The organism is Achromobacter aegrifaciens (genome assembly GCF_902859965.1).
GTDB lineage: Bacteria > Pseudomonadota > Gammaproteobacteria > Burkholderiales > Burkholderiaceae_B > Achromobacter > Achromobacter aegrifaciens.
Genome location: NZ_CADIKO010000001.1, coordinates 531986 through 552327, shown reverse-complemented (window position 1 = coordinate 552327; position 20342 = coordinate 531986). Strand labels below are relative to the sequence as shown.

Genomic DNA, 20342 nt, shown 5'->3' with positions numbered 1-20342 from the left:
CTGCGTCGTTGGTCCGCCGCGCGGTGGCGGCGTGCGAGCTTCAGGCGGTAGCGGGCCCGCCCGAAAAGACAGGTCCGCAAGGCGCCATTCTGATGCCGGGACGCAACCGTGTCCATGGTTGTTTTGCCGCATCCATCAGCATGGAACCCGGGGCCGCGCATACCAGGATCTTTTCCGCGATGCCGGTGAAATCCGCGCGGAAGTGGGCGGAGCTCTTGACCACCAGGATCGCTGCGCGTTGCGGTTCCACGCCGGCGAAGCGGAACATCTCCTGGTCGGCCATCTGCACCTTGTTGGAGGCGACGATGATGCGTACGCCGCCCACGCGCAGGCAGGCGCTGGGGCCCAGGTCCATATGGAAGCCGCGATAGAAGGCGCCGTGCGTATCGAAGCGTCCATCTGAAGTTTTCTCGACGATGAACTCGGTGTCCAGCGGTTCATCGTCGGGAATACCCGAGTGTCCACCCAATGCAATACGTACCTTGTTTCCAGCGCCCGCGCGATGGGCCGCCAGCGCGGCCGCGGGGTCGACGATGAGGCCGATGGCGGTGTCGCGCGCATCGTGCCGGATCAGGGCGCGCAAGACGCCGGTGGTGTCCGAGCTGCCGCCCGCGCCCGGGTTGTCCTGCGCGTCGGCGATGACCACGGGTTTGTGCGCGTCGCGCGCCAGGCGCATGGCTTCCTGCACGGCTTCGTCGGGCGTGTAGAGCCTGCCGCCGAAGTCGCGTTCGGCGTTGAGCACGGCGCGCGCCATTTCGTCGGCAGCGGCGTCGGCGTCGGCTTGGGTGGCGCCATAAGCCCAAACGGTGGGCGCGCACTCGGGGAAATCGGCTGCGGGAAAACCCGTGGCGAACGACAGGCTGAGGGCGCCACGCGCTTCGATGTCGCCCACCATCTGGTACAGGCTGCGCGAGGGTTCGATGTCGGTGGACTGCCAGCACAGCGAAATCAGGTAGGGCAGCGCACGCAGGGCCACGCAGGGCCGCGGCGCGCCCGCCAGCCGCGCGGCCAGCAGTTCGGCTGCGCGCTGCCCGGTTTCGGCCATGTCGATGTGAGGATAGGTGCGATAGCAGACCAGCGCGTCCGCGTGGCGCACCATGGCGCGGGTGACGTTGGCATGCAGGTCCAGGCTGGCCACGACAGGCACGTCCGGACCCACCAGCTCGCGCACGCGTTTGAGCAGTTCGCCTTCGCCGTCGTCCAGGTGTTCCGTGACCATGGCGCCGTGCAGGTCCAGATAGACGCCATCCAGCGGCAGCGCCTGCGACAGCCCCTGCAGGATCATCGCGCTGATGCGTTCGAACGCATCCTTGGTGACCGGACCCGAGGGGCTGGCCGCCGCCCAGGTAGTAGGTAGCAAGGTGTGCCGTCCCATGGCTTCGATGAAGCCCGCCACCGGTATGTTGGCGCCCGCCACCGCCTGGAACATGGCGGGCCCGCTGACCAGCTTGGGCCAGCCCCCGCCTTTCTCGGCAAAATCTTCCCACGCCGCGCGCGAAGGCGCGAACGTATTGGTCTCATGCTGAAAGCCGCCTATCCCGATGCGCATCAGGATTCCCCTTGTCGTTTTTGATATGAGGAAGGCGCGGCTACGCCGCGCCCGTTTCAGTTCCCGCTGCAAACGGGCACAACGCAACTAACTGGCAAGATCGTCCCAAGCGGGGTCGCGCGGATCCGGCTTTGCCGGTCCGCAGCGACGCCCCCTTGAGGGGGGCCCGCCTGAGGGGGAAGCGCGCAGCGCTTCGGGGGTGGGCTCACTTCGCTACAGGCATGGTGAACTCGGCGCCCTTGGCGATGCTGTCGGGCCAGCGCTGCATCACGCTCTTGTAGCGCGAATAGAAGCGGATGCCTTCTTCGCCGTAGGCGTGATGGTCGCCGAACAGCGAGCGCTTCCAGCCGCCGAACGAATGCCAGGCCATGGGTACCGGGATCGGCACGTTGATGCCGACCATGCCGACCTTGATCTGGCGCGCGAAGGCGCGCGCCACGCCGCCGTCGGACGTGAAGCAGGCCACGCCATTGCCGAATTCATGGGCGTTGATCAGTTCGACTGCCGAGGCGAAGTCCGGCACGCGCACCACGCACAGCACAGGCCCGAAGATTTCTTCGCGGTAGATGTTCATGGCAGGCTTGACGTTGTCGAACAGCGTGCCGCCGAGGAAGAAGCCCTTTTCGTTGCCAGGTACCTTCAAACCGCGGCCGTCGACCACCAGCGTGGCGCCGGCAGCGATGCCGTCTTCGATATAGCCCACGACCTTGCCGCGATGCTGCGAGGTGACGAGCGGGCCCATCTCTGCATCGCCTTGCATGCCGTCCTTGACCACCAGCGCCTTGACGCGCGGCGTCAGGCGTTCGACCACCTTGTCGGCCACGTCGCCCACCGCCACCGCCACCGAGATGGCCATGCAGCGTTCGCCGGCCGAGCCATAGGCCGCGCCCATCAGCGCGTCGGTGACCTGGTCCAGGTCGGCATCGGGCATGACCACCATGTGGTTCTTCGCGCCGCCCAGCGCCTGCACGCGCTTGCCGCGGCGGGTGCCTTCGGCGTAGATGTATTCGGCAATCGGCGTCGAGCCGACGAAGGACAGGGCCTCGACGTCGGGATGCGCGATCAGCGCGTCTACCGCCTGCTTGTCGCCGTGCACGACGTTGAACACGCCTTCGGGCAGGCCGGCTTCGGCCAGCAGTTCGGCCAGGCGCACGGACGCCGACGGGTCGCGCTCGGAAGGCTTGAGCACGAAGGTGTTGCCGCAGGCGATGGCCACCGGGAACATCCAGCACGGCACCATCATGGGGAAGTTGAACGGCGTGATGCCGGCCACTACGCCCAGGGCCTGGCGCATGCTCCAGTTGTCGATGCCGCCGCCGATCTGGTCGGAGTATTGGCCCTTCATCAACTGCGGAATGCCGCAGGCGAATTCGACGATTTCGATGCCGCGCGTGACCTCGCCCTTGGCGTCGGAGAAGACCTTGCCATGTTCGCGGGTGATCAGTTCTGCCAGTTCGTCCTGATGCTTGTCCAGCAGCGCCTTGAAATTGAACAGGATGCGTGCGCGCTTGAGCGCGGGCGTTTCGGACCAGGCCGGAAACGCGGCCTTGGCAGCGGCCACGGCCAGCGCGACTTCGTCATTCGACGCCAGCGGAATGGACGCGGTGACTTCGCCGGTGGCGGGGTTGAAGCCGTCGGCGTAGCGGTTGCTGCGGCCGTCGTAGTGCTGGCCATTGATGAAATGCGGGATCTTCTTCATGGGAACGCTCGAATCTGGGGCTTTGAAAAATGCCACAGGGCGGCCGTCGGCCGCCCAGGCGAAAAACCGCCCCTCGCGGGGCGGCGGACGATCAGGCGACTTCTTTCAGGATGCGGCCGATCTGTTCGAAGATCTGGCCGATCTGCGCCTCTTCGATGATGAGCGGGGGCGAGATCGCGATGATGTCGCCGGTGTACCGCACCATCAGGCCGCTGTCGAAGCACTTCTGGAAGACTTCGGCGGCGCGCGCGCCGGGAGCGCCCGCGCGCGGCGCGAGCTCAATGCCGCAGACCAGACCCAGGTTGCGCACGTCGATGACGTGCGGCGCGCCCTTCAGGCTGTGGGCGGCTTCCTGGAAGGCGCCGGACAGCTTGCGGGCGCGGCCGAACAGGTCTTCGCGGCGGTAGATGTCCAGCGTGGCCAGGATGGCGGCGGCGGCCAGCGGGTGCGCCGAATAGGTGTAGCCGTGGAAGAACTCGATGCCGCCGGCCGGGCCGTTGACGATGGCGTCATGCACTTCGCGCTTGACCGCGACCGCGCCAGCCGGCACGGCGGCGTTGCTCACGCCCTTGGCCATGGCGATGATGTCCGGCGTGACGCCGAAGAACTCGGAGGCCGTGGCGGCGCCCAGCCGGCCGTACGCGGTGATGACTTCGTCGAATATCAGCAGGATGCCGTGCTTGGAGGTGATCTCGCGCAACTTTTCCAGATAGCCCTTGGGCGGGATCAGCACGCCGGTCGAACCCGCCATGGGTTCGACGATGACCGCGGCGATGGTGGACGGGTCGTGCAGGGCGACGATGCGCTCCAGTTCGTCGGCAAGGTGCGCGCCCCAGGCCGGCTGGCCCTTGGAATAGGCGTTCTGCTCGATGTTGTGGGTGTGCGGCAGATGATCCACGGCGGGCAGCAGCGCGCCGGAGAAGGTCTTGCGGTTGGTCGAGATGCCGCCGACCGAGATGCCGCCGAAGCCTACGCCGTGGTAGCCGCGCTCGCGGCCGATCAGGCGGGTGCGCTGGCCTTCGCCGCGGGCGCGGTGATAGGCCAGGGCGATCTTCAGGCAGGTGTCGACGGATTCGGAGCCCGAGTTCGTGAAGAAAACCCGGTCCAGGCCCTGCGGCATCATGCTCGCGACTGCGGTCGCGGCCTCGAAGGCCAGCGGGTGGCCCAGCTGGAAGCCCGGCGCGTAGTCCATCACGCCTGCTTGTTTGGCGATCGCGGCGACGATTTCCTCGCGGCCGTGGCCGGCGTTGACGCACCACAGGCCGGCCGTGCCGTCCAGGATCTGGCGGCCGTCGGTCGAGGTGTAATACATGCCCTTGGCGGTCGCCAGCATGCGCGGGTGTGCCTTGAACTGCTTGTTGGCAGTGAAGGGCATCCAGAGGTGGGACAGGTCAGGCAGTTTGTCGGGGGCGTTCATGGCGGCTCCAGGGGACGGACAAGCGCTGGACTTGGGCGACGGTTGTGCAGCCAGCGGGATTGAAACGATTCTGGTGCGTCCGGATAGGAATGAAAATATACGATCCGCGCAAATGCGGCTAACTGTATAGTTATGAACGACACAACTGTACAGTTATCTCCGTGATCGATTTCCAGCCCAACCGCGCTCGCGGCCAGGCGCCGACCCTGGTCGAGCAGCTGGTCGCCGCCATCCTGCGCGCCATCGAAGAACAGACACTGCGTCCGGGTATGTCCCTACCCTCGGTGCGGGAGTTTGCTCGCCTGTATGACGTCAGCACCTTCACGGTGGCCAGCGCCTACAGCCGGCTGGTATCGCTGGGCTGGCTGGCGGCGCGGCCGGGCGCGGGCTATCGGGTCGCGACGCCGGACGCGCCGGCGCGCCCCGCCCAGCCGCCATCCTGGGAGCCGCCGCGCCTGAACGCCGGCTGGCTGCTGTCGGATATCTTCGCGGACCATTCCATCCCCATCAAATCGGGCTGCGGCTGGCTGCCGGGCGAATGGTTGAACGAAGAGGGGCTGCACATGGCCCTGCGCCATATGGGGCGGGTGCCGGCCATGCGTATCGCGAACTACGGCCATCCCTACGGCTACGCGCCGCTGCGCGAGACCATCGCGGCCAGCCTGAGCGCGCAGGGCATGGAGGTCGAAGCCTCGCAGGTCGTGCTGACCCAGGGCGTGACGCACGGGCTGGACATGGTGATACGCACCCTGCTGCGGCCGGGCGACACGGTGGTGGTGGAACAGCCCGCCTACGCCAACCTGCTGCAGATGCTGCGTCTGGCTGGCTTGCGGGCGGTGTCCGTGCCCCGCACGCCGGACGGGCTGGACTGCGAGGCGCTGGAAGCGGTGGTGGCTCGCCACCGGCCGAGAGCGCTGGTCGTCAATACCGCCTTGCAGAACCCGTCGGGCGCCAGCATCAGCATGGCCAATGCCTTCCGCATCCTGCAGGCGGCCGAGCGGCATGGCCTGTGGGTGGTGGAAGACGATATCTCGCGCGAACTTGCGCCCGGCGTAACGCCCATGCTGGCCGCCCTGGATGGGGCGCGGCGCGTGGTTTACCTGGGCGGCTACTCCAAGGTTATCAGTCCATCGGTGCGGGTGGGCTACGTGGTGGCGCATCGCGATCTGGCGCGCGACATCGCGCGCACCAAGATGGCGGTGGGCCTGACCTCGCCGGAGATCATGGAGCGCATCGTCCACCAGGTCATCCGCGAAGGCCGCTACCGTGCCCACATCGCCCGCACCCGCGAACGGCTGGCAGAGGCCCATGCCGGCGTGGGCGAGCTGATGGCGCAGCATGGCTTCGAGATCTATGGGAGGCCGCAAGGCGGCCTTTTCCTGTGGGCCAAGGTGGCCGGGCAGTGGCGCGAACGCGGCGCCAACGGACTCGCGGAACTGGCGCTGAAGGACGGGATCTGGCTGGCGCCCGGTTCCTATTTCGAGGCGGACGAGGCCGATACGCCCTGGGTGCGTTTCAACGTCGCTTACTCGGAGGCGCCAGCGCTCTGGCGCTTCATGCGAAATGCCGGGGCGGCGGCCTGAGTCACTGGCGCTCGTAAGTCACGAAATCGTATTCGTAGCCGTTTTCGGCCGGCTGCGCTTCGCGCGCCGTTTCCTTCCATTGGAAGGCGGGCAGCAGGGGGAAGAAGGCGTCGCCTTCAACCTCGGCGCGGACTTCAGTGGCCAGCACGCGCTGGGCCAGCGGCAGGGCTTGCGCGTAGATCTGCGCGCCGCCGATCACATAGGCCGCATCGATGTCGCCGCAGGCCTGGATCGCTGCTTCGAGCGACGGCACCACGATGGCGCCCGCAGCGCTGAAATCGGGGTTGCGGCTGATCACGATGTTGCTGCGGCCGGGCAACGGCCGACCCAGCGAGTCCCAGGTCTTGCGGCCCATGATGATGGGGTGGCCCAGGGTGCTGCGCTTGAAATGCGCCAGATCGCCCGGCAGTTTCCAGGGCAGGGCATTGTCGCGTCCGATGGCGCGATTGGTGGAGTAGGCGACGATGAGGGTAAGGCTGGCGGGCATGCGGGGTCGGGACGGTAGGGGTTCGGCCGGTTGGCTACGGCAAGCGTAGCAAATTTGCGCGGCGGCTTGCGCCGCGCGGGCCGCTCAGTCGACCGCGTGTTCCAGGAATTCGGTGGCGGGCATGGGTTTGCCCAGCAGGAAGCCCTGCAGCGAATCGCAGCCCAGGCCCGTCAGGAACTTCTGTTGCGCCGGCGTTTCCACGCCCTCGGCGACGATGCGCAGGTTGAGTTGCTGCGCCAGCGCGACGATGGCCGAGACGATGGCGGCGTCCTCGTTGTCGTTCTCCAACTGGTTGACGAAGCCGCGGTCGATCTTCAGCTCGGTGGCCGGGAGCCGCTTCAGATAGAGCAGGCTGGAATAGCCGGTGCCGAAGTCGTCGATCGAAATCGTCACGCCCAGGTTCGACAGGCGCTTGAGCACCGCCAGGCTGGCCTCGGCGTCGCGCATGGCGGTGGACTCGGTCACTTCCAGGGTCAGGCAGGCCGGCGGCACGCCATGGCGGTCCAGGGCCGAGCGTACCGTTTCCACCAGGCTGGCGTGGGCGAACTGCAGGGCCGAGATATTGACGGCGACGGTCCAGTGGCCCTGGCCGGCGTTGATCCATTCCCGCATCTGGCGGCAGGCCTCGTTGATCACCCATTCGCCGATGGACAGGATCAGGCCGGTCTTTTCCGCCGTGGGGATGAACTGGTCCGGGCCCACCAGGCCGCGGGTCGGGTGGTTCCAGCGCAGCAGCGCCTCGGCGCCGATGATGGGGCCGGCGGGCGCTTCGTACTTGGGTTGGTAGTGCAGGACGAGCTGGTTGCGCTCCTGCGCCAGGCGCAGGTCGTGCAGCAGTTCGATCTGCTCGTGCGCGTCCGCATTCATGGACGGTTCGAAGAAGCTGTAGCCAGTGCCGCCCAGGCGCTTGGCGTGGTACATCGCCGCATCGGCGTTGGTCAGCAGGGCGTGGGTGTCCTGGCCGTCGTTGGGATAGATGGCGATGCCCACGCTCGAGGTCACCATCACCTCATGCCCGTAGACAGTGACGGGTCGCGCGATGGCGTCGATGAGGCGGTCGGCGACGTTGGCTGCGTCGGTGGGTTCGATCACTTCGCTCAGCACGATGAACTCGTCGCCGCCCAGGCGCGCCACGGTGTCCTGCGTGCGCAGGGCCTGGCGGATGCGCTGCGCCAGGTCGATCAGCAAAGCGTCGCCGGTGTGGTGTCCGTAGGCGTCATTGACCGCCTTGAAGCCGTCCAGGTCGAAGAACAGGACTGCGAAGTAGCCCTTGCGGCGGCTGGCGCTTTCGATCGCCTGCTCCAGCCGGTCTTCCAGCAGGATGCGGTTGGGCAGCTTGGTCAGCGTGTCGTGCAACGCCAGTTGCACCAGTTCTTCGTTGGCCTCGGCCAACGAAGAAGCCAGGGCCGAGGTGCGCGCCTCCAGCCGGTTGTCCAGCACCGCGACCAGCAGGGCGATGGCCAGCACGCTCAGGGTCACCGCGGTCACGGCGATGGCCAGCCAGCCGGCCGAAATGCCGCTGTTGGCCGCCATGCAGATACTGCCCGCGGGGAATCCGGCGGCGGCCATGCCGGTGTAGTGCATGCCGACGATGGCGATGCCCATGATCACTGCCGCCAGCGGCCGCGACCAGACCACGCGGGGGCCGCCGTGGCGCAGCCGGTAGGTGATCCACAGCGCCGCGCCGGAGGCGGCCACGGCAATCACGATGGACAGCGCGAACCATTTGGCGTCGTAGACGATGCCGGGTTCCATGAGCATGGCGGCCATGCCGAGGTAGTGCATCGCCGCGATGCCGGCTCCCATGAGCAGGGCGCCGATCATCAGCCGTCGCCGCGGCAGCTCATCCTTGCTTACGGTCCATAGCGCGAAGGCGGAGCAGCCGATGGCAATGACCAGCGACAGGACGGTCAGGGGCAGGTCGTAACCCATGGCAATGGGCAGGCTGAAGGCCAGCATGCCCACGAAGTGCATGGACCAGATGCCCACGCCCATCGCGAACGCGCCGCCCGCCAACCAGTAGCGCGCGCTGGGCAACCCGTGCGAGGCCCTGACGCGGTTGGCCATGCCCAACGCCGTGTACGACGCCAGGATGGCGACTCCTAGAGATACGAGGACGAGCGAAGGGTTATAAGTTCCGACGAGCATTTGTAGGGTCCTGTCCTTGGCGCATGCTGCCGCCGCGCGGGCTTCATATCAATTCAATTGGTAGTCTATGGTTGCAAGTCGGTCGCAAGACAGAATTCGGCGGTCGACGCTGGTGATACACGTGCTCTCTTTTTGGGAAGGGGAGTGCGGCTGAGCAACGCCTGCGGACGGCGCTGCCGGGCGGACTGCCCGGGTCGCGGCGAGCGACAGGCACGGCGCGGCAGGTGCCGGTCGGAAGCAATGGCGCGCGGGCATTTCTGGACGCGCGTCCATGGCTAAGGGATGGGTTATACCGAAAACACGCTTCCAGATGCTCACCAATCTTCACCTGCGGCCATGAGCACGCAGGCTGCCACGGTCTATACGGCCATGGCGGCGGTGAGGGGGGCGTGGTGGGTGTAGCCCGACAATGAAAAGTCGCTGGGTTCCACCTTCTCCAGCCATTCGGGCTCATAGCGTCCGGTGACCGCGAAATCGGGAATGCGGTCCGACAGCACCAGCGTGGGCGCTTCGTAGGGCTCGCGCGTGAGTTGCTCACGCAGCATCGGCAGGTGGTTTTCGTAAATGTGCGCGTCGCCGATGAAATAGGTGAACCAGCGCGGCGTGTAGCCAGTCAGTCGGCCGACCAGATGCAGCAGGGCCGCACCTTCGGTGAGATTGAATGGCGTGCCCAAACCGACGTCGTTGGAACGGATGTACAGGCACAGCGATATCTCGCGGGTCGTCGCGTTCGGCAGGAATTGGTAGAGCAGGTGACACGGGGGCAGCGCCATTTCCTCGATCTGCGCCCAATTCCAGCCGTGGAACAGGATGCGGCGGTCGCCGGGCCGCTCATGGATGGTGTCCAGGCATTGCCGCAGCTGGTCCACCGCCTTGTAGAGCAGCACCTTGGGCACGCCGCCTTCCTCCAGATCGGAGACCTTGGCGTAGCCGCGCGACAGGGCGTCGGCGATCTGCGCCGAGCGGCTGGCGTCCAGCATCTTGTAGGCCGGCCACTGGCGCCATTGCACGCCGTAGACGGGGCCCAGGTCGTCGGGTCCTTCCCGGTACGGGTTGGCCAGCCACTGGCTGTTCTCGTTGGCATTCTGGTCCCAGACCTTGCAGCCAAGCTCGCGGAATTCCGCTGCGCTGCGCGAGGCGCGCAGAAAACCCACCATTTCGCCGATGGCGGACTTGAAGGCCAACTTCTTCGTGGTCACTGCGGGGAAGCCCTTTTGCAGGTCGAAGCGCAGCGATGCGCCCGGCATGCTCAGGGTGCGTATGCCCGTGCGGTTCTCCTGCCACGCGCCGGTGTCCAGGATGGATTGAACGAGGTCCAGGTATTGTTTCATGGCGGTCCTTGCGCACGCTCGCCCGGCGGGTGACGCAGACAGCCGCCGCGAACGGATCGCGGCGGCTCTTATAAGTTAGGAATAGACGAATTACACCACGCGGGCGCGGTTCAGGCGGCGGCCGGCGTTTCCTGCGTGTCGACGATCTCGACCGAGAAGGTCAGCGCCGCAGTCTTCTCCAGCATGGCCGAGGCCGAGCAGTATTTTTCGTGCGACAGCTGCACCGCGCGCTCGACCGCGGCGCGCGGCAGGTTGTGGCCGGTAACGGTGAAGGCGAAATGGATGCGGGTGAAGACCTTGGGGTCGGTATCGGCGCGGTCGGCCTGGAGCTTGACGCTGCAGCCGCTGACGGCATGGCGCCCGCGCTTGAGGATCAGTACCACGTCATAGGCGGTGCAGCCGCCGGTGCCGGCCAGCAGCATTTCCATGGGACGGGGGGCCAGATTGTGCCCGCCGCCGTCCACGGCGCCGTCCATCACGGCCACGTGGCCGCTGCCGGTGCTGGCGGTGAAGAGCATGCCGTTCGGGCCGCCCCAGTCGATCGTGCATTCCATATTGTCGTGTCCTTGAGCTTGAGCGCTGTCAATGGCTGATGATACCTGTTGCGTACAATTCCGGGCATGAGAGCCCCGCCCCGCATCAGGGGTGTGTGCGCCAGCCTTGCCGAGGAGTTGCCCTATGTACACCGCTCTGTCACGCCCCAGCCCCGTTTCCTTCCTGCGCCGCATCAGCCCCGTGGATGCCCTGCTGGCCGAGGCCGACCGCGCGTTGCGGGTGCTGTCCGGCAGCGCCACTGCCGGCCGTCCGTATCCGGCCACCGCCGATGAGGCGCCGCAAGCCCTGTCGGCCCAGGAAAAGCGCCACGCGGCCGGCTTGATGCGGGTGAATCATGTCGGCGAGGTCTGCGCCCAGGCGCTGTACCGGGGCCAGGCTTCGGTATGCCGCGAACCCGCGCCGCGGGCATTGCTGCTGAACGCGGCTTCCGAGGAAGTGGATCATCTGGCCTGGTGCAATCAAAGGCTGACGGAACTGGGCAGCCGCCCCAGCCTGCTGAATCCGGTTTGGTACGCGGGTTCGTTTGCGCTCGGCGTGCTGGCCAGCTACGCCGGCGTGCCGCGCAATCTGGGTTTCATGGCGGAAACCGAAAAACAGGTCGAAGCGCATCTGGAAGAACATCTGCGCACCTTGCCGGTGCAAGACGAGCGGTCGCGCCAGATCGTGCAGAAGATGAAAGAGGACGAGGCGCAGCATCGCGCAAGTGCGGAAGCGGCGGGCGGCGTGCCCTTGCCGGGGCCAGTGAAGGCCGCGATGCGGGCGATGTCCAAGGTCATGACGACTACCGCTTACTGGGTCTGAAGCAGTTGGAAAGCGAAATGTTGCAATGCGCAAAAATAGCTGCAACTCGGTGCCGGGCGCACCGTTCTGGTGCGAAATCCAGAGCGGGATAACCCGATGATGGCTAGGGTAAGCCCCGGGTGGGTTTACCCATTCGGCAAAAACCCTGTTTTTGGAACGGGCATTGATTGGCGCGGGTTTCCAGAGGGATGCTTGGGGTGTTGCGGCAAATTTGCAACGCAAAAAATCTCTTGTGCGGCAGACTAAAAAAATTCTTGCATCGCACAAAAAACCTCGGTACTATTCATTCATCGGATGTTGAAACGCAGTCGGCGCGGTGCAAAACCCCGAAAGCGTAGCGAGCAGAAGGCCAGCTCCCAACATGCCACGGTTGTCTCCTCCACCCTCCTCCTTTGGTGGATTTAGCCCGAGATCTCACGATCTCGGGCTTTTTTTTCGATGCTTTAAATGTGTCCCCATTTAACTGGAACAGAGCATCGACCGTAGCCCTTCATGGCACTTATGCCAGGGGGCGGTCTGCGCGTTTTCCCTTGGATATTTCGCGTGCGCCAGGGCGGAAAGTTCTACAATCGTTCCATGAAATCCCTATTTCCGCGCCTGCGCGGTTTCGCCTTGGCGATCGAGCCAAATGGCAGTTCCAACCTGGTGCTGCCGGCATGGCGCAATGCGTTACGTTCTGTGCCGGTGAATTGCACTTCCTTATTCCTCCCATATATGGGCGTTACACCTGCCTCCGATAATGGCGGGCCTGTCTCGATAGACCAACCAGAGGTGACTCGGTGACCTGGCTGTACATTTGCGTGGTCGCATTCATGGTGGGGGGACTCATCGTGGCGTCGGAGCGCTGGCATGGCGCCTTCACCGGCGACAGCGACCTCAACAAGCCCCAAGCCAACCATTCCCGCGCCACGCCCCGCGTCGGCGGGCTGGCAGTGCTCGCGGGCACGCTGGCGGGCCTGCTGGTTCTTGGACCCAGCAACATGACGCTGACCTGGCTGTGGCCCGCGCTATTCGTCGCGGCGCTGCCCGTGTTCGTGGCCGGCCTGCTGGAAGACATCACCAAGGACATCGGCGCCAGCAAGCGCCTGCTGGCGGCCTTCCTGTCGGCCGCGATCGCCTGGTGGCTGCTGGGCGGCGTCAGCCGCGTGGGCATGGCGCCGGTGGATTACGTGCTTTCCTTCTGGCCGGTGTCGCTGCTGTTCACCATGTTCGCGGTGGGCGGCTGTACGCACGCGCTGAATATCGTCGACGGCATGAACGGCCTGGCCGGCATGGTGGCCACGCTGATGGCCGTCTCGATCAGCCTGGTGGCGCTGCAAGTGGGCGACGTGCCGATTTTCCTGGTGGCGGCGGCGCTGGCCTCGGCCACGCTGGGCTTCCTGGTCTGGAACTTCCCGTTCGGGCGCGTGTTCCTGGGCGACGGGGGCGCGTACTTCCTGGGCTTCATGCTGGCCGAGCTGGCCGTGCTGCTGGTGGTGCGCAATCCTTCGGTGTCGCCGTTCTACGCGCTGGCGGTGTTGTTCTATCCCGTCTTCGAAACCGGTTTTTCGATCTGGCGCCGCCGCTTCAAGCGCGGCGTGCCGGTGGACCAGCCGGATGCGCTGCACCTGCACCAGCTGGTGTTCCGCCGTCTGGTGCGTGTCACGTTCAGCCGCGGCCGGCGGCATGCGGTGCCGGCACTGTGCAATGCGCTGGCCTCGCCTTACATGTGGGTGCTGGCCCTGATCGGCCTGGTGCCCGCGACCATCTGGTGGGACAACGCCTGGGCGCTGTGCGTCAGCCTTGTGGTGTTCGCCGCCGTCTATATCTGGCTGTATTCGCGGCTTGTGTCCTGGCGTCGTCCGGGCTGGCTGCTGCTGCCATCCGTTTTACGGGCTTCCGATTAGTTTTGGGCGCCCCGGCGGCTGCCGCCGGGGGCTCGGTAATCTTTTTCTAATTACCCGACCATATTTGAAATGCCGTAATCGTTCTACGGTGAAGGGAGAGTTATGTTGCGAATTCAGGATGTGAAACTCGCTGTTGTCGGCCTGGGCTATGTCGGCCTGCCGCTGGCTGTGGAGTTCGGCAAGAAGCGTTCGGTCATCGGGTTCGATATCAATACGCGCCGCATCGACGCGCTCAAGGCGGGCCACGACCATACGCTGGAAGTCAGCGATGAAGAGCTGAAGGAAGCAACCCAGTTGAGCTACACGGCGGACCGCGCCGTGCTTGGCCAGGCCAACGTGTTCATCGTGACCGTGCCGACCCCCATCGACGAGTACAAGCAGCCGGACCTGACCCCGCTGGTCAAGGCCAGCGAGACCATCGGCGCCGTGCTCAAGCGTGGCGACATCGTCATCTACGAATCCACCGTCTACCCTGGCGCCACCGAAGAAGACTGCGTGCCGGTGCTGGAGCGCGTGTCGGGCCTGAAGTTCAACGTGGACTTCTTTGCCGGCTACAGCCCCGAGCGCATCAATCCGGGCGACAAGGACCACCGCGTCAGCACGATCAAGAAGGTGACCTCCGGTTCGACGCCCGAAGTGGCCGAACTGGTCGACCAGCTTTACAAGCAGATCATCACCGCTGGCACCCACAAGGCCTCCAGCATTCGCGTGGCCGAGGCCGCCAAGGTCATCGAAAACACGCAGCGCGACGTGAACATCGCGTTGATCAACGAGCTGGCCCTGATCTTCAACAAGATGGGCATCGACACCGAAGCCGTACTGCAGGCGGCCGGCACCAAATGGAACTTCCTGCCGTTCCGTCCGGGCCTGGTCGGCGGCCACTGCATCGGCGTTGATCCCTATTACCTGACTCACAAGGCGCAATCCATCGGCTATCACCCCGAGATCATCCTGGCGGGCCGCCGCCTGAACGACTCGATGGGCAGCTACGTGGTGTCGCAACTGGTCAAGGCCATGACCAAGCGCCGCATCCACGTGCAGGGCGCCCGTGTGCTGGTCATGGGCCTGGCCTTCAAGGAAAACTGCCCCGACCTGCGCAACACCCGCATCGTGGACATCGTGAAGGAACTGGGCGACTACAACGTCGATGTCGACGTGTACGACCCGTGGGTCGATTCCGAAGAAGCCATGCACGAATACGGCCTGACCCCGGTGGCCAAGCCCGAGGAAGGCAAGTATGACGCCGTGATCCTGGGCGTGGCGCACAACCAGTTCAAGGCGTTGGGTGCGGAAGGCATCCGCAAGCTCGGCAAGCCGCAGCACATCCTGTATGACCTGAAGTACGTGCTTTCGCCTTCCGAATCCGATCTGCGCCTGTAAGGACTGCCCATGACCACCCGCTTTGAGACCATCAAAAAGGAACTGTCGGCCGCGCCGCGCAAGTGGCTGGTGACCGGCTGCGCCGGCTTCATCGGTTCGAACCTGCTGGAAACCCTGCTGAAGCTGGGCCAGACCGTGACCGGCATGGACAACTTCGCGACGGGTTTTCAGCACAACCTGGACGAAGTGCGCAATTCCGTCACGCCCGAGCAGTGGGCCCGCTTCACCTTCATCGAAGGCGATATCCGCGACCTGGAAGCATGCCGCCGTGCGATGCAAGGCGTGGAGCTAGTGCTGCACCAGGCTGCGCTGGGCTCTGTGCCGCGCTCGCTCAAGGATCCGATCACGTCCAACGAAGTGAACATCGGCGGCTTCCTGAATATGCTGGTGGCGGCGCGTGATGCGGAGGTCAAATCCTTTGTCTACGCAGCCTCCAGCTCGACCTACGGCGACCATCCGGCGTTGCCCAAGGTCGAGGAAAACATCGGCAAGCCCCTGTCTCCCTACGCGGTTACCAAGTACGTCAACGAGCTTTATGCCGACGTGTTTGCGCGCTGCTATGGCTTCGAAACGGTGGGCTTGCGCTACTTCAACGTATTCGGCAAGCGTCAGAACCCCAATGGCGCTTACGCGGCCGTGATCCCCAAGTGGACGGCCGCGATGATCCAGAACGAGGACGTCACCATCAACGGCGACGGCGAGACCAGCCGCGATTTCTGCTTCGTGGAAAATGCCGTGCAGGCCAACATCCTCGCGGCCATGGCCGCGCCGGAAGGCCGCAACCAGGTCTACAACGTGGCGGTCAGCGGCCGCAGCACCTTGAACCAGCTGTTCGGCTTCCTGGTGCAAGCCTTGGGCAACCAAAACGTGGTTTATGGCAAGAAGCCGGTCTACGCCGACTTCCGCGCGGGCGACGTGCGCCATTCGCAGGCGGACGTCAGCAAGGCGGGCCGGTTGCTGGGCTACGAGCCTACGCACACCGTGCTGCAAGGCCTGGAAGTGGCCATGCCCTGGTACACGCAATTCCTGCGTTGATTTGAAAGCACTCGTCAGAAAACTCGGCAGCATCCATCCGGACCACCAGCGCATCTTCAAGGGCGCCTTCCGGGTGGCGGTGTTCCTGCTGCTGGGCAAGGCCGCCGGCGCCATCAAGGAGATGGCGGTGGCGTACCGCTACGGCGTCAGCGACGCCGTGGACGCCTACCAGTTCACGATGACCATGGCCACCTGGCTGCCGGTCACCATCGTGGGCGTGCTGTCGGTGGTCCTGATCCCGGTGCTGGTGCGGCTGCGCCGAGCCGATGTCGCCGAAAGAAATCTGTTCATCCGCGAGCTGCAGGGCTGGGTGGGCGCCGCGGGCATTGCGCTGGCGCTGCTGACCTGGTTCGCCTGGCCGCAGGTCGTCGGCGTGCTGGGCCAGGGTTTGTCGGCCCGCGTGGGCGACATGACGGGCCAGCTGCTTGTCGCCTTCGCGCCGGTGTCGGCGCTGCTGCTGGTTGCCGGCATCAGCGCCGCGCGGCTGCGGGCGCAGGAAAGACACGTCAATACCCTGCTGGACAGCGTGCCGGCCGTGGCGACGCTGGCCTGGGTGATGCTGGCCGCCAGCGCCGACGGCGTCGGGCCGCTGCTGTGGGGCACGCTGGTGGGTTACGCGATCCAGACCGTCTGGCTCGCGTGGCTGGCTGCGCGCGCCGATGGCGGCTTCTGGGGCGCGCCCCGGCTGACGCTGCAATCGCCGCACTGGCCCGAACTGCTGGGCGCCGCGGGCGTGATGTTGATCGGCCAGGTGGCCATGAGTTTCGTCGGTCCGCTGGACCAGTACGCCGCCGCCAATCTGGGCGCGAACGCCAACGCCACGCTGGGCTATGCCAGCCGGCTGCTGTCGCTGGTGCTGGGGATTGGCGCCGTGTCGGTGGGGCGCGCGGCCTTGCCGGTGCTGGCCGATGTGCAGGCGCGCGGCGACACCGCTCGTGCGCGAGGGATGGCGCTTAAATGGTCGGTGCTGATGGTGGCCGCAGGCGCCGTCGCCGTCGCCGTGGGTTGGATACTGGCGCCGTGGGGCGTTTCCGTGCTTTTCCAGCGTGGCGCCTTCACCGCCGAGAATACCCAGGCCGTGGCGCATGTGTTTCGCTGGGGGCTGCTGCAACTGCCGTTCTACTTCGGCGTGCTGATCCTGGTGCAATTGCTGGCCAGCCAGAACCGCTACCGCGTGATGGCGGCCATTGCCGTCGCCAATTTCGCCCTGAAGGCGGTGTTGAATACCGTGCTGGCGCCCAGGATGGGAGCTGCCGGCATCATGCTGGCGACAAGCCTCATGTATCTGTTGTCCTTCGCGTGCTACCTGCTGGTGGCAATGCGCAAGCCTGAACCCAAAGAGGCCGATTGAATGCCCGTGACCGATACCGGCCCGGCGCCGCGCGTCCTGCTGTTCATCCACTCCCTGCATGGCGGCGGCGCGGAGCGCGTGGCCGCGGACCTGAGCGCGCACTGGGCGGGCATGGGCCGCGAGGTCATGGTCGTGACGCAGGCCAGCGCCGAGGGTGACGTCTACACGCTGCACCCCAAGGTGCGCCGCGAGGTCCTGCATACGGCGGGCGAGGGCGGTGGCCTGCGCGGCATCTGGAGCAATGTGCAACGGGTGCGCGCCTTGCGCCGCGTGGTCAAGTCGTTCCGCCCGGACATCGTGCTGGGCATGATGACGACGGCGTCGGTACTGTCGGTACTGGCCTGCGCGGGCCTGTCCTGCCGGGTGATCGCCACCGAGCATACCCATCCGCCTTCGCAGACCCTGTCGGGCTTCTGGCAGCGCCTGCGCCGCCTCACATATCCGCGCGCAGCCAGCGTGGTGGCGCTGACCCGCGGCACCGCCGACTGGCTGGCGCAGCACGTGCCGGGCAGCAAGCTGGCCGTCATTCCCAACCCTGTACACTTTCCCCTGCCTCGCGCTGAACCGGTCTTGACGCCGGTGTCGGGCGACGGCCGCAAGCGCCTGCTGGCGGTGGGGCGCCTGCACGCCGACAAGGGTTTCGACCTGCTGATCCAGGCCTACGCGAAATTGGCGGCGTCGCATCCTGGCTGGGATCTGGTTATCCTGGGCGAGGGCGACGAGCGCCGCGCCTTGGAGGCGCAGGTCCGCGAGGCCGGCCTGGCGTCGCGGATTTTCATGCCGGGGCGCGCAGGCAACGTCGGCGACTGGTATGACAGCGCCGATCTGTACGTACTGACGTCGCGCTTCGAAGGGCTGTCCAATACCCTGCTCGAATCCATGGCAAGCGGGCTGGCCGCCGTGTCGTTCGATTGCGACACGGGGCCGCGCGAGATCATCCGCGAGGGCGTGGACGGCGTGCTGGTGCGCCCCAATGGCGACGTGCCCGCGCTATGCAAGGCGCTGGACGCCGTCATGCGCAATGACGCGGACCGTGTACGCATGGCGCAGGCCGCGACCGACGTGCGCGACCGTTTTTCGGCCGCGCGCGTGCTGCAGAAATGGCAAGAACTTTTTGACGGTGTGCGCGGAACCGGCCGTTGAGGCCGCGCGTCGCGCCGTTGCTACAGTGACAACGAGAACTTCATCATGTGCGGAATAGTCGGGATTTGGGGCCCTGTCGGGAACAAGGAGCGGGTGTTGGCGGAAAGCTGCCGCCGCATCCGCCACCGCGGGCCGGACAGCAATGGTTTCTGGGAGGATCCCGAGGCCGAGCTGGCGCTGGCGCATGTGCGCCTGGCGATCCTCGACCTGACCGAGGCCGGCCACCAACCCATGACGTCGGCCTGCGGCCGCTATGTCATGGTGTTCAACGGTGAAATCTACAACCACCTCGACATCCGCAAGCAGCTCGAACAATCGGCGCTGGCGCCGTCGTGGCGCGGCCATTCCGATACGGAAACGCTGCTGGCGGGCTTTACCGCCCTGGGCATCGAGGCGACCTTGCAGGCCGCGGTGGGCATGTTCGCCATCGCGTTGTGGGACCGCGCCTCGCGCAAGCTGATGCTGGCGCGCGACCGCATGGGTGAAAAGCCGCTGTACTACGGCTATTCAGGCGCCGAGCTGGTGTTCGCGTCCGAACTCAAGGGCCTGATGCCGATTCCGGGCTTCGGCCGCGAGCTCAACCGCAACGCGCTGGCGTCGTTCATGCGGCACAACTACATTCCAGCGCCGCAGTCGATTTACCAGGGTATCGCCAAGTTGCCCCCGGGCGCCTGGGTCGAATTCACGGCCGATGACACCCGCAGCCGCCGCATGCCCGAGCCGCGCGTGTACTGGTCGGCCCGCGAAGCCGCGGACACTTCCGCGCAATCGCTACTGTCTTTCGAATCCGACGCGCAGGCCACTGACGCGCTGGAAGGCGTGCTGTCCAAGGCGGTAGGCGGCCAGATGCTGTCGGACGTGAGCCTGGGCGCCTTCCTGTCCGGCGGCATCGACTCGTCCACCATCGTGGCTCTGATGCAGGCGCAAAGCTCGCAGCCCGTGCGCACTTTTGCCATCGGCTTTCACGAGAAGGGCTACGACGAGGCGCAGCATGCCAAGGCGGTGGCCACGCATCTTGGCACCGACCACACCGAACTGTACGTGACGGCAGAGGACGCGCTGGCCGTGGTGCCCACGCTGGCCGACATGTACGACGAGCCGTTCGCGGATTCGTCGCAGATCCCGACCTCGCTGGTCACCCGCATGGCGCGCCAGCACGTCACCGTGGCGCTGTCCGGCGATGGCGGCGATGAACTCTTCGGCGGCTATTCGCGCTATTTCCGTGTGAACAACTGGTGGCAGCAATGCGAACGCGTCCCGGCGCTGCTGCGCAAGCCCGCCGGCGCGTTGTTGAGTGCGTCTACCCATCTGCCCGGGCGCGGCGCCTGGCGCGGCAAGGTCGGCAAGCTGGGCGAGCTGCTGCGCACCGATACGCGCGGCGAGTTCTACCGCCATTTCGTGTCGTACTGGGCCGATCCTTCCAGCGTGGTGAAGGGCGGGGTGGAGCCGGTGTCCGAATTCGCCCGGGCGATGCAGGGTTCCACTTTCGAAGCCATGATGAAGCTGGACACGGTGACCTACCTGCCGGACGACATCCTGGTCAAGGTGGACCGCGCCGCCATGGCCGTCAGCCTGGAAACGCGCGTGCCGCTGATCGATCACCGGGTGTATGAGTTCGCCTGGAGCCTGCCGCACCAATACAAGGTGCGCGGCAACACGGGCAAGTGGCTGCTGCGCCAGGTGCTGCACCGTCATGTGCCGCAAGCGCTGGTGGACCGTCCCAAGCGCGGCTTCGCCGTGCCGCTGGCCGCGTGGTTGCGCGGCCCGCTGCGTGAATGGGCCGATGCGCTGCTGGACCCGGCGCGCCTGCGCCAGGAGGGCTGGTTCGAGCCCGAGCCCATCCTGCGCAAATGGCGCGAGCACAGTTCGGGCCATCGCAATTGGGACAGCCATCTGTGGGGCGTGTTGATGATGCAGGCCTGGCTTGACCGCTACCGCGGCGGCAAGGAACAGGGAGGATCGGTTGGGAGTCTTTGA

At 65.9% G+C, this 20342-nt stretch carries 15 protein-coding genes; 8 read left to right on the top strand and 7 right to left on the bottom strand.

All coding sequences use genetic code 11. The features are described 5' to 3' along the window. Positions 1 to 40 precede the first annotated feature (40 nt). From HV793_RS02655 to aptA, 3 genes are all read right to left on the bottom strand, one after another. Entirely contained in the window at positions 41 to 1549 is a 1509-nt protein-coding gene (locus tag HV793_RS02655) for a M81 family metallopeptidase (protein WP_119450318.1), read from the bottom strand. A gap of 205 nt (positions 1550 to 1754) precedes the next feature. After that, positions 1755 to 3248 carry a CoA-acylating methylmalonate-semialdehyde dehydrogenase gene (locus tag HV793_RS02650; protein WP_054451983.1) on the bottom strand — a complete coding sequence of 498 codons (1494 nt, stop codon included), beginning with the start codon at positions 3246 to 3248 and terminating at the stop codon, positions 1755 to 1757. A gap of 91 nt (positions 3249 to 3339) precedes the next feature. Then, a complete protein-coding gene (aptA, locus tag HV793_RS02645) occupies positions 3340 to 4665 on the bottom strand; it encodes an omega-aminotransferase AptA (protein WP_175180591.1) in 1326 nt (441 codons plus the stop codon). 161 nt (positions 4666 to 4826) lie between these two features. Here aptA and HV793_RS02640 point away from each other — a divergent pair, with 161 nt between their 5' ends. Then, a complete protein-coding gene (locus HV793_RS02640) occupies positions 4827 to 6248 on the top strand; it encodes an aminotransferase-like domain-containing protein (protein WP_054451981.1) in 1422 nt (473 codons plus the stop codon). A 1-nt stretch (position 6249) separates the two neighbouring features. On the opposite strand, the gene HV793_RS02635 is transcribed toward HV793_RS02640, so the two are convergent. The 4 genes from HV793_RS02635 to HV793_RS02620 all read right to left on the bottom strand — a co-directional run bounded on the left by HV793_RS02635 (position 6250) and on the right by HV793_RS02620 (position 10768). Continuing rightward, positions 6250 to 6735, bottom strand: a complete 486-nt coding sequence (locus HV793_RS02635; protein WP_054451980.1) for a dihydrofolate reductase — start codon at positions 6733 to 6735, stop codon at positions 6250 to 6252. Between the two features lie 84 nt (positions 6736 to 6819). Beyond that, positions 6820 to 8883, bottom strand: coding sequence for a putative bifunctional diguanylate cyclase/phosphodiesterase (locus HV793_RS02630; RefSeq protein ID WP_054451979.1), 2064 nt, complete (start codon positions 8881 to 8883; stop codon positions 6820 to 6822). 359 nt (positions 8884 to 9242) lie between these two features. Next, positions 9243 to 10214: a thymidylate synthase gene (locus tag HV793_RS02625; RefSeq protein ID WP_054451978.1), complete on the bottom strand. Its 972-nt coding sequence runs from the start codon at positions 10212 to 10214 to the stop codon at positions 9243 to 9245. Between the two features lie 110 nt (positions 10215 to 10324). Continuing rightward, complete coding sequence (locus tag HV793_RS02620) at positions 10325 to 10768, bottom strand: OsmC family protein (RefSeq protein ID WP_119450316.1); 444 nt, start codon at positions 10766 to 10768, stop codon at positions 10325 to 10327. A 124-nt stretch (positions 10769 to 10892) separates the two neighbouring features. Here HV793_RS02620 and coq7 point away from each other — a divergent pair, with 124 nt between their 5' ends. From coq7 to asnB, 7 genes are all read left to right on the top strand, one after another. Further along, complete coding sequence (gene coq7, locus HV793_RS02615; protein ID WP_175212609.1) at positions 10893 to 11570, top strand: 2-polyprenyl-3-methyl-6-methoxy-1,4-benzoquinone monooxygenase; 678 nt, start codon at positions 10893 to 10895, stop codon at positions 11568 to 11570. Positions 11571 to 12349: 779 nt separating this feature from the next. Continuing rightward, the gene (locus HV793_RS02610) at positions 12350 to 13456 is read left to right on the top strand and encodes an MraY family glycosyltransferase (RefSeq protein ID WP_125470105.1); all 1107 of its coding nucleotides are present in this window, start codon (positions 12350 to 12352) and stop codon (positions 13454 to 13456) included. A 102-nt stretch (positions 13457 to 13558) separates the two neighbouring features. Next, positions 13559 to 14836, top strand: a complete 1278-nt coding sequence (gene tviB / locus HV793_RS02605; RefSeq protein ID WP_054451976.1) for a Vi polysaccharide biosynthesis UDP-N-acetylglucosamine C-6 dehydrogenase TviB — start codon at positions 13559 to 13561, stop codon at positions 14834 to 14836. A gap of 9 nt (positions 14837 to 14845) precedes the next feature. Next, positions 14846 to 15871: an SDR family oxidoreductase gene (locus HV793_RS02600; protein ID WP_125470104.1), complete on the top strand. Its 1026-nt coding sequence runs from the start codon at positions 14846 to 14848 to the stop codon at positions 15869 to 15871. A 1-nt stretch (position 15872) separates the two neighbouring features. After that, positions 15873 to 17222, top strand: a complete 1350-nt coding sequence (murJ, locus tag HV793_RS02595) for a murein biosynthesis integral membrane protein MurJ (protein ID WP_175212608.1) — start codon at positions 15873 to 15875, stop codon at positions 17220 to 17222. After that, positions 17223 to 18365, top strand: coding sequence for a glycosyltransferase family 4 protein (locus tag HV793_RS02590; RefSeq protein ID WP_175212607.1), 1143 nt, complete (start codon positions 17223 to 17225; stop codon positions 18363 to 18365). Positions 18366 to 18410: 45 nt separating this feature from the next. After that, positions 18411 to 20342, top strand: coding sequence for an asparagine synthase (glutamine-hydrolyzing) (asnB, locus tag HV793_RS02585; RefSeq protein ID WP_175212606.1), 1932 nt, complete (start codon positions 18411 to 18413; stop codon positions 20340 to 20342).